The organism is Mycobacterium sp. E802 (genome assembly GCF_001666875.1).
Lineage (GTDB): Bacteria > Actinomycetota > Actinomycetes > Mycobacteriales > Mycobacteriaceae > Mycobacterium.
Genome location: NZ_LZJD01000093.1, coordinates 85,572 through 95,445, shown reverse-complemented (window position 1 = coordinate 95,445; position 9,874 = coordinate 85,572). Strand labels below are relative to the sequence as shown.

The following is a 9,874-nucleotide window of genomic DNA, read 5'->3' as shown; positions in this document are numbered from 1 at the left end:
CCAGAGTTCGGCGTGACGGGCCGGGCAAGTAGGTGACGATCTGCCCGCCTACTAGCGACTTCTCAGCGACAATCGCCACATGGGCAACGCAGGTATCGGCAGCCCCATTGTCGCTGGCCGATTTTGACACTCATGCACCACTGGCCCCCCGAGCATCACCTGTCCAGTGCCCGCATGCGAGCGACTCCGTCGCTGATAGCTGGACAACGCGAATTTCGTGACAATTGAGGCGCTAGGGCCCTGAAGTGACGCAAGTAGTCAGTCGTCCTGCGACAAATGGTGCCGCTGGTGCTGATGCGGCGATTGTCGCTGAGAAGTCGCTGCTAGGCGGGCAGATCGTCACCTACTTGCCCGGCCCGTCACGCCGAACTCTCGAGTGGAACTTGCCGCTCGGTGCCCAACCGCGCCGACCGTAGAATGCGCAGATAGACCGCACGATCATTGGGTGTTTAGCCGGAGTTTTGGGTAGCGCGGATGTAGTGATCCGGTAGCGCGGGCGCGGCGACGGGGTAGCGGTCCGCGCCCGTGCTTCCGGGGTCAGGCAGTGGCTTCGCTGTGGGCGTGGCGGCGCATGTTGGGGCCGTCGAGTTGGACGAGTTCGGCGTTGCTGACGATGCGGTTCAGGATGGATTCCGCGATGACCGCGTCGTGTAGTGATCGATACCAGTCCTCGGGGTCGAATTGGCTGGTCACGACCGTCGACCCGCGTCCTTCGCGGGCGGCGAGGATGTTCAGTAGCTCCGCGGCGGTTTCCCCGGTGATCGGGGTGGTGAGGAAGTCGTCGAGCACGAGCAGGTCGCAGGTATGCAGCCCGGTGAGGAACGCGAGGCGTTGCGCGTCTTGCCGGTGGTAGACGGCGAGCTGGTTCGCGAGGTCGTCGAGCCGGTAGTAGCGTGCGGTGTAGTCGCGTCGGCAGGCGGCGTTCACGAGCGCTTGGGCGAGGTAGGACTTCCCGACGCTGGATTTGCCGAGGATGACGAGGTTGTGGGTCTGGTCGATCCAGCGGCAGGCCGCGAGTCGGGCGACGAGTTCCCGGTTCAGGTTCCGCCCGTCGAGGTAGTGGATGTCTTCGACGCAGGCTGCCGGGTTCGGGGTCCGGGATGCTTTGAGCAGCTTGAGGACGCGGCGTTCGGTGCGGGCGGCGGTCTCTTGTTCGAGGGCGTGGCGGATCTTCTGTGAGAACGTCCACTGGTCGTAGGTCGGGTCGTTCGCGATGTCGATCACCGCTTCCCCGAACGCGGTCATCCGCAGCCTCGTGAACAGGGGCATGTCATCGGTGGTGAGGTGCTGATCCAACATCACTTACCGCCTCCCGCCCGGTCGCCGCCTGATCGCAGAGCGTCGAGGCTGAACGCTCCCGCGCCGGCCAGATGCGCCCGACTGGTGTCCCGACGACCCGACGCCCCGACCGTCGGCGATGCGACGATGCCGCCGAGGATGTCGCCGTCGGTGGTGGAGGGACGGGCGTCGGCGCTGGCTCGGAGGGCGGTGATGCGGTTCTTGACGGCGGTGTAGGTGATCTGCCGGTGTGGGTCCTCGTCGACCAAGCCCTGGCAGGCTTGCTCGAGCAGGACCCGGCTGCCGCGTCTGCCGAGGTCGAGGATGTTCATGCAGGACCGGTAGCCCTGCGCTTCGATCACCCTCCCGTCCAGCAGCCGGGTCAGCACGGTCACGGTGCCGGGGCCGACCTTCGACGCCTGCCGGAGGAAGTACCCGCGCGTCCAGAGCCCCGACACCGCGTCGGCATGTGCGGGCGCGTGCTCGGGGTCGGTGACATACCCGTTGCGTCGCGACCCCAGGACGTGGGTCGCGATGATCTCCCCGCCGGAGAGCACGTCGATCTGCTCCCCGATGACCCGGACGTCGACGCTGAGACCGGCGAACCGGGACGGGACGGAGTACTTGATCGTGTCGAGCTGGATATGCCAATCCCGGTGGACCTTCGCCTTCCGCCAGATCACCGGCTCCCAACGCTGAGCCGGCAGCGAGATCAGCTCATCCCGCTCGGACTCGGTGAACCAGTCGCGGCGCGACCGCTGCTCACCCCGGAACGGGGTCCGGTCGTTGATCGCCTCGACTTGGGCGGCGACGGCGGTGTTCAGCTCGTCCAGCGACGCGAACACTCGGCCTTCGAGGTAGTGGATCACCCAGTTCGTGACGACCTTCACCCCGGCTTCGACATGCCCCTTGTCGCGGGGACGATACGAGCGGGTCGGGACGGCGGCGGTGGCGTAGTACTCCAGGAACTCCGCATAGGAGGCGTTCACGTCCCGGGCCTTCTCGGTCCGGGAGATCTGGTTCGACGCGGTCGACGCATTGTCCGGGATCACGACCTGGGTGACGCCGCCGAAGTACTCGAACGCGCGGCGGTGCGCGTCCAACCAGGCCGGCTGCTTCTCGTCCAGACACCCGTAAGCGAACACCATCCCCGAGAACGGCAACGACGCGACGAACACCGACACCCGCGTCGTCTCCCTCGTGACCGGGTCGGTAAGCCGCATCTGCGTGCCCGCCCAGTCGACCTGCATCGTATGCGCGGGAACGTGCGCGATTGGGAGGGTCAGATCGTTCACCCGGACATGCTCCGCGACGATCTGGCAGAACCGCTCATACCCGTAGAACCGGGCGCCCGCCGCCGCATCAGTCTCCAGATAGCGGGCCCACAACACCTTCAACGGCGGCTTGTTCCGGCCCAGCCTGGCTGCGACGACCCGCTCGATGTCGACGGGGACGAACTCGCAGACCACGCTCTTGCGGCCATCGGTGAACAGCCGGTCTATGTTCTCCAGCGACAGCCCGTCGACCTGCTCCCGCGTCGTGAAGCCCTCCTCGTCGAGGACCCGCCTGGCGCGCGCGATCGCGCGATGCGAGCACCCCAGCATCGCCTCGATCTGCCTATACGCATACCCCTGCACCAGCAGGCTCATCACAAACCGGTAATCCGTCATCGCCGACGTTCCTCTCCACCAGCGACCAGCCCTTGGCCGCGGCGGGAGACATCCTCGAACCCGACGCCGGAGCGCTACCGCCTCCCCGCGCACGTGCTACCGGATCGTTACACGCCCGCTACCCGAAGCCCCGTCTTAACAAACAGCGTTGTTGGACCGACTAACCCACCACTGCCACATCCTGGAAACCGGCAATGAAAGTTACCGCTTCAAACACAGTTCAACTCAGAATAAGCAGGAGGAAAAACAGACCCGCAAACTGAAAATCGAGACATAATTCTGACAACAAGGGGTGGGTCAAAATTCAATGCAAATCCCGGGTCAAATTTGGGTGCAAATCAACAGATATCGACAACCTCTCGCGCAACCAAGACATCGCGGTCGGACTGCAAGTGATCTTGAAGCCACGGGCCCGTCCCACCCCGACATGGACCTCGATGCCCGAACGGACGTTAGATTTCGAGTTCTAGGCGTTCTGCGATGAAGGTTGGATCCCAGCCGGGATTGAAAGTGTCGACGTGGGTGAATCCGAGCCGCTCGTATAGGCCACGCAGGTTCGGGTGGCAGTCGAGCCGCAGCTTGGCGCACCCCTGCGTTCGCGCGGCATGGCGGCAAGCCTCGATCAGCGCGGAGCTGACACCCCGGCCCGCATGTGTCCGTCGCACCGCGAGCTTGTGCAGATATGCGGCCTCCCCCTTGAGGGCGTCGGGCCAGAACTCGGGATCCTCGGCCGACAAGGTGCAACAGCCGACGATGCCGTCGCTGCAACTCGCGACTAGGAGCTCGGATCTCAGGACGAAGGTCTCCGCGAATGTCCGGTCGATCCGCGCGACGTCCCAGGCGGGCGTTCCCTTGGCGGACATCCACGCCGCAGCGTCGTGCATCAGCCGCACAACCTCGTCGATATCACCCGAGCAGGCGACCCGAACGTTCGGAGGCTCCTCGCTGTCCATTCGCTCCCCTGGCGCGGTATGAACCGCCGCCTCATAGTGCAGTTTGATCCTGACGAGCCCAGCATGTCTGCGCCCACCTTCGCGGAACCTGACCAGGGTCCGCTAGCGGGCGGCCGGAAGGTGAATGCTAGGCATGATCTAACCCTCGGTCTCTGGCGTCGCGACTGCGAAATTTCGCGAGGGTTTCCGAGAAGGTGATTGCGCTTCGCAGATCTCCAGGCGCGTGGGTGCGGACGTAGTCAGCGCCATTGCCGATCGCGTGAAGTTCCGCCGCAAGGCTCGCTGGACCCAGATCCTTTACAGGAAGGCCAACGGTGGCGCCCAAGAAGGATTTCCGCGACACCGAGACCAATAGCGGAAGCCCCAACGCCGACTTCAGCTTTTGAAGGTTCGACAGCACGTGCAGCGATGTTTCCGGTGCGGGGCTCAAGAAAAATCCCATCCCCGGATCGAGGATGAGCCGGTCGGCAGCGACCCCGCTCCGTCGCAAGGCGGAAACCCGCGCCTCGAAGAACCGCACAATCTCGTCGAGCGCGTCTTCGGGTCGAAGGTGACCGGTGCGGGTGGCGATGCCATCCCGCTGCGCTGAGTGCATAACCACCAGCCTGCAGTCCGCCTCAGCAATATCGGGATAGAGCGCAGGGTCAGGAAATCCTTGGATATCGTTCAGGTAGCCCACGCCGCGCTTGAGCGCATAGCGCTGGGTTTCCGGTTGGAAGCTGTCGATTGAAACACGGTGCATCTGATCGGACAGGGCGTCTAAGAGCGGCGCAATACGTCTGATCTCATCGGCCGGCGATACAGGCCTCGCGTCCGGATGGCTGGCGGCCGGTCCGACATCCACGACGTCTGATCCGACTCGCAGCATTTCGATCGCCGCGGTGACAGCGCCGGCGGGGTCTAGCCGCCGGCTCTCATCGAAGAAGGAGTCCTCGGTGAGATTCAGAATGCCGAACACCGTCACCATGGCGTCGGCCTCCGCAGCGACTTCCACGATGGGGATCGGGCGAGCAAAAAGGCAGCAATTATGAGCCCCATACCTACAAAGCCCCACGCATCAAGCTTTTGCCCATGAAGCAACCAGGCAATGGCTGTAATTATGACGACGCCGAGTCCCGACCAGACTGCATAAGCAACACCGACAGGGATGGATTTCAGAACCAGAGAAAGAAAATAAAATGCGATGCCATAACCGATTATGACAACGGCGGAAGGGGCAAGCTTAGTAAAGCCCTCGCTAGATTTTAATGCGGATGTTGCGATTACTTCGCCAACTATTGCGATAACAAGAAAAAGCCAGCCTTTCATGATATATCTCCCAATTTGTGTAGGGCTTATTATGCACGCTTAAAAATAATAAAAGCAGACTTGACCTGATAGTTTGGCTGTGAGCAATTATGTGCTTAGTGCATCTAACTTTGTTTTAGGGCGACTGCCCTGCTGCGTAACATCGTTGCTGCTCCATAACATCAAACATCGACCCACGGCGTAACGCGCTTGCTGCTTGGATGCCCGAGGCATAGACTGTACAAAAAAACAGTCATAACAAGCCATGAAAACCGCCACTGCGCCGTTACCACCGCTGCGTTCGGTCAAGGTTCTGGACCAGTTGCGTGAGCGCATACGCTACTTGCATTACAGCTTACGAACCGAACAGGCTTATGTCCACTGGGTTCGTGCCTTCATCCGTTTCCACGGTGTGCGTCACCCGGCAACCTTGGGCAGCAGCGAAGTCGAGGCATTTCTGTCCTGGCTGGCGAACGAGCGCAAGGTTTCGGTCTCCACGCATCGTCAGGCATTGGCGGCCTTGCTGTTCTTCTACGGCAAGGTGCTGTGCACGGATCTGCCCTGGCTTCAGGAGATCGGAAGACCTCGGCCGTCGCGGCGCTTGCCGGTGGTGCTGACCCCGGATGAAGTGGTTCGCATCCTCGGTTTTCTGGAAGGCGAGCATCGTTTGTTCGCCCAGCTTCTGTATGGAACGGGCATGCGGATCAGTGAGGGTTTGCAACTGCGGGTCAAGGATCTGGATTTCGATCACGGCACGATCATCGTGCGGGAGGGCAAGGGCTCCAAGGATCGGGCCTTGATGTTACCCGAGAGCTTGGCACCCAGCCTGCGCGAGCAGCTGTCGCGTGCACGGGCATGGTGGCTGAAGGACCAGGCCGAGGGCCGCAGCGGCGTTGCGCTTCCCGACGCCCTTGAGCGGAAGTATCCGCGCGCCGGGCATTCCTGGCCGTGGTTCTGGGTTTTTGCGCAGCACACGCATTCGACCGATCCACGGAGCGGTGTCGTGCGTCGCCATCACATGTATGACCAGACCTTTCAGCGCGCCTTCAAACGTGCCGTAGAACAAGCAGGCATCACGAAGCCCGCCACACCGCACACCCTCCGCCACTCGTTCGCGACGGCCTTGCTCCGCAGCGGTTACGACATTCGAACCGTGCAGGATCTGCTCGGCCATTCCGACGTCTCTACGACGATGATTTACACGCATGTGCTGAAAGTTGGCGGTGCCGGAGTGCGCTCACCGCTTGATGCGCTGCCGCCCCTCACTAGTGAGAGGTAGGGCAGCGCAAGTCAATCCTGGCGGATTCACTACCCCTGCGCGAAGGCCATCGGTGCCGCATCGAACGGCCGGTTGCGGAAAGTCCTCCCTGCGTCCGCTGATGGCCGGCAGCAGCCCGTCGTTGCCTGATGGATCCAACCCCTCCGCTGCTATAGTGCAGTCGGCTTCTGACGTTCAGTGCAGCCGTCTTCTGAAAACGACATTTGAACCGGGAACCTTCCCTTTTTGGCTAGGCGTGAAACAATGGTCATTTTCCCTATACCCAAAATGACCAGGAGGCCCGCATGAAAGTCGCACGCATCTACCTGCGCGTGAGCACGGAGGAACAAGACCTAAGCCGGCAGGATGCCATCGTGGAGAGCACGAAGGCGGCCGGCTTTTACGTCGCCGGCATCTACCGCGAGAAAGCCAGCGGCGCACGCGCCGATCGCGCCGAGCTGCTGCGCCTGATTGCCGACCTGCAACCTGGTGAAGTCGTGGTTGCGGAGAAGATCGACCGAATCAGCCGCTTGCCGCTGGCCGAGGCCGAACGCCTGGTGGCCTCGATCCGGGCCAAGGGCGCCAGGCTAGCCGTGCCTGGTGTGGTGGATTTGACGGAGCTGGCCGCCGAGGCGAAGGGCGTGGCCAAGGTTGTTCTGGAATCCGTCCAGGACATGCTTTTGAAGCTGGCGTTGCAGATCGCACGCGATGACTACGAGGATCGGCGCGAGCGTCAGCGGCAAGGCGTGGAGCTGGCCAAGCAGGCCGGCCGCTACACCGGCCGTAAGGCCGACACACTGGCTGTTTAGCCGGAGTTTTGGGTAGCGCGGATGTAGTGATCCGGTAGCGCGGGCGCGGCGACGGGGTAGCGGTCCGCGCCCGTGCTTCCGGGGTCAGGCAGTGGCTTCGCTGTGGGCGTGGCGGCGCATGTTGGGGCCGTCGAGTTGGACGAGTTCGGCGTTGCTGACGATGCGGTTCAGGATGGATTCCGCGATGACCGCGTCGTGTAGTGATCGATACCAGTCCTCGGGGTCGAATTGGCTGGTCACGACCGTCGACCCGCGTCCTTCGCGGGCGGCGAGGATGTTCAGTAGCTCCGCGGCGGTTTCCCCGGTGATCGGGGTGGTGAGGAAGTCGTCGAGCACGAGCAGGTCGCAGGTATGCAGCCCGGTGAGGAACGCGAGGCGTTGCGCGTCTTGCCGGTGGTAGACGGCGAGCTGGTTCGCGAGGTCGTCGAGCCGGTAGTAGCGTGCGGTGTAGTCGCGTCGGCAGGCGGCGTTCACGAGCGCTTGGGCGAGGTAGGACTTCCCGACGCTGGATTTGCCGAGGATGACGAGGTTGTGGGTCTGGTCGATCCAGCGGCAGGCCGCGAGTCGGGCGACGAGTTCCCGGTTCAGGTTCCGCCCGTCGAGGTAGTGGATGTCTTCGACGCAGGCTGCCGGGTTCGGGGTCCGGGATGCTTTGAGCAGCTTGAGGACGCGGCGTTCGGTGCGGGCGGCGGTCTCTTGTTCGAGGGCGTGGCGGATCTTCTGTGAGAACGTCCACTGGTCGTAGGTCGGGTCGTTCGCGATGTCGATCACCGCTTCCCCGAACGCGGTCATCCGCAGCCTCGTGAACAGGGGCATGTCATCGGTGGTGAGGTGCTGATCCAACATCACTTACCGCCTCCCGCCCGGTCGCCGCCTGATCGCAGAGCGTCGAGGCTGAACGCTCCCGCGCCGGCCAGATGCGCCCGACTGGTGTCCCGACGACCCGACGCCCCGACCGTCGGCGATGCGACGATGCCGCCGAGGATGTCGCCGTCGGTGGTGGAGGGACGGGCGTCGGCGCTGGCTCGGAGGGCGGTGATGCGGTTCTTGACGGCGGTGTAGGTGATCTGCCGGTGTGGGTCCTCGTCGACCAAGCCCTGGCAGGCTTGCTCGAGCAGGACCCGGCTGCCGCGTCTGCCGAGGTCGAGGATGTTCATGCAGGACCGGTAGCCCTGCGCTTCGATCACCCTCCCGTCCAGCAGCCGGGTCAGCACGGTCACGGTGCCGGGGCCGACCTTCGACGCCTGCCGGAGGAAGTACCCGCGCGTCCAGAGCCCCGACACCGCGTCGGCATGTGCGGGCGCGTGCTCGGGGTCGGTGACATACCCGTTGCGTCGCGACCCCAGGACGTGGGTCGCGATGATCTCCCCGCCGGAGAGCACGTCGATCTGCTCCCCGATGACCCGGACGTCGACGCTGAGACCGGCGAACCGGGACGGGACGGAGTACTTGATCGTGTCGAGCTGGATATGCCAATCCCGGTGGACCTTCGCCTTCCGCCAGATCACCGGCTCCCAACGCTGAGCCGGCAGCGAGATCAGCTCATCCCGCTCGGACTCGGTGAACCAGTCGCGGCGCGACCGCTGCTCACCCCGGAACGGGGTCCGGTCGTTGATCGCCTCGACTTGGGCGGCGACGGCGGTGTTCAGCTCGTCCAGCGACGCGAACACTCGGCCTTCGAGGTAGTGGATCACCCAGTTCGTGACGACCTTCACCCCGGCTTCGACATGCCCCTTGTCGCGGGGACGATACGAGCGGGTCGGGACGGCGGCGGTGGCGTAGTACTCCAGGAACTCCGCATAGGAGGCGTTCACGTCCCGGGCCTTCTCGGTCCGGGAGATCTGGTTCGACGCGGTCGACGCATTGTCCGGGATCACGACCTGGGTGACGCCGCCGAAGTACTCGAACGCGCGGCGGTGCGCGTCCAACCAGGCCGGCTGCTTCTCGTCCAGACACCCGTAAGCGAACACCATCCCCGAGAACGGCAACGACGCGACGAACACCGACACCCGCGTCGTCTCCCTCGTGACCGGGTCGGTAAGCCGCATCTGCGTGCCCGCCCAGTCGACCTGCATCGTATGCGCGGGAACGTGCGCGATTGGGAGGGTCAGATCGTTCACCCGGACATGCTCCGCGACGATCTGGCAGAACCGCTCATACCCGTAGAACCGGGCGCCCGCCGCCGCATCAGTCTCCAGATAGCGGGCCCACAACACCTTCAACGGCGGCTTGTTCCGGCCCAGCCTGGCTGCGACGACCCGCTCGATGTCGACGGGGACGAACTCGCAGACCACGCTCTTGCGGCCATCGGTGAACAGCCGGTCTATGTTCTCCAGCGACAGCCCGTCGACCTGCTCCCGCGTCGTGAAGCCCTCCTCGTCGAGGACCCGCCTGGCGCGCGCGATCGCGCGATGCGAGCACCCCAGCATCGCCTCGATCTGCCTATACGCATACCCCTGCACCAGCAGGCTCATCACAAACCGGTAATCCGTCATCGCCGACGTTCCTCTCCACCAGCGACCAGCCCTTGGCCGCGGCGGGAGACATCCTCGAACCCGACGCCGGAGCGCTACCGCCTCCCCGCGCACGTGCTACCGGATCGTTACACGCCCGCTACCC

General features: G+C 63.8%; 8 protein-coding genes and 2 pseudogenes. 3 read left to right on the top strand and 7 right to left on the bottom strand.

Features of this window, described 5'->3' with window-relative positions; translation table 11 throughout:
* Positions 1-537 precede the first annotated feature (537 nt).
* Together A5699_RS14350 and istA (A5699_RS14345) are read right to left on the bottom strand one after the other, a co-directional pair.
* Positions 538-1,299, bottom strand: a complete 762-nt coding sequence (locus tag A5699_RS14350) for an ATP-binding protein (protein WP_065069457.1) — start codon at positions 1,297-1,299, stop codon at positions 538-540.
* Complete coding sequence (gene istA / locus A5699_RS14345) at positions 1,299-2,948, bottom strand: IS21 family transposase (RefSeq protein WP_067770307.1); 1,650 nt, start codon at positions 2,946-2,948, stop codon at positions 1,299-1,301. Before istA (A5699_RS14345) ends, A5699_RS14350 begins: the two co-directional genes overlap by 1 nt.
* 142 nt (positions 2,949-3,090) lie before the next feature.
* Between istA (A5699_RS14345) and A5699_RS28560 the strand changes: the two are divergent.
* Positions 3,091-3,225 (top strand): annotated as a pseudogene (locus tag A5699_RS28560) (ATP-binding protein); the annotation flags it as partial.
* A gap of 175 nt (positions 3,226-3,400) precedes the next feature.
* Here A5699_RS28560 and A5699_RS14340 read toward each other — a convergent pair.
* The 3 genes from A5699_RS14340 to A5699_RS14330 form a co-directional block, all read right to left on the bottom strand.
* Positions 3,401-3,901, bottom strand: coding sequence for a GNAT family N-acetyltransferase (locus tag A5699_RS14340; protein WP_000376623.1), 501 nt, complete (start codon positions 3,899-3,901; stop codon positions 3,401-3,403).
* 127 nt (positions 3,902-4,028) lie between these two features.
* Complete coding sequence (gene sul1 / locus A5699_RS14335) at positions 4,029-4,868, bottom strand: sulfonamide-resistant dihydropteroate synthase Sul1 (protein WP_000259031.1); 840 nt, start codon at positions 4,866-4,868, stop codon at positions 4,029-4,031.
* Entirely contained in the window at positions 4,862-5,209 is a 348-nt protein-coding gene (locus A5699_RS14330; protein ID WP_000679427.1) for a quaternary ammonium compound efflux SMR transporter QacE delta 1, read from the bottom strand. Before A5699_RS14330 ends, sul1 begins: the two co-directional genes overlap by 7 nt.
* Positions 5,210-5,453: 244 nt before the next feature.
* Between A5699_RS14330 and intI1 the strand changes: the two genes are divergently transcribed.
* Both intI1 and A5699_RS14320 read left to right on the top strand, forming a co-directional pair.
* Positions 5,454-6,467 carry a class 1 integron integrase IntI1 gene (intI1, locus tag A5699_RS14325; protein WP_000845048.1) on the top strand — a complete coding sequence of 338 codons (1,014 nt, stop codon included), beginning with the start codon at positions 5,454-5,456 and terminating at the stop codon, positions 6,465-6,467.
* 284 nt (positions 6,468-6,751) lie between these two features.
* Positions 6,752-7,240, top strand: a pseudogene (locus A5699_RS14320) (recombinase family protein); the annotation flags it as partial.
* A gap of 99 nt (positions 7,241-7,339) precedes the next feature.
* On the opposite strand, the gene A5699_RS14315 reads toward A5699_RS14320, so the two are convergent.
* Both A5699_RS14315 and istA (A5699_RS14310) read right to left on the bottom strand, forming a co-directional pair.
* On the bottom strand, positions 7,340-8,101 hold the full coding sequence (locus tag A5699_RS14315) for an ATP-binding protein (RefSeq protein WP_065069457.1): 762 nt from the start codon (positions 8,099-8,101) through the stop codon (positions 7,340-7,342).
* Entirely contained in the window at positions 8,101-9,750 is a 1,650-nt protein-coding gene (gene istA / locus A5699_RS14310; protein WP_067770307.1) for an IS21 family transposase, read from the bottom strand. The genes A5699_RS14315 and istA (A5699_RS14310) overlap by 1 nt, the downstream gene beginning before the upstream one ends.
* Positions 9,751-9,874: the final 124 nt, after the last annotated feature.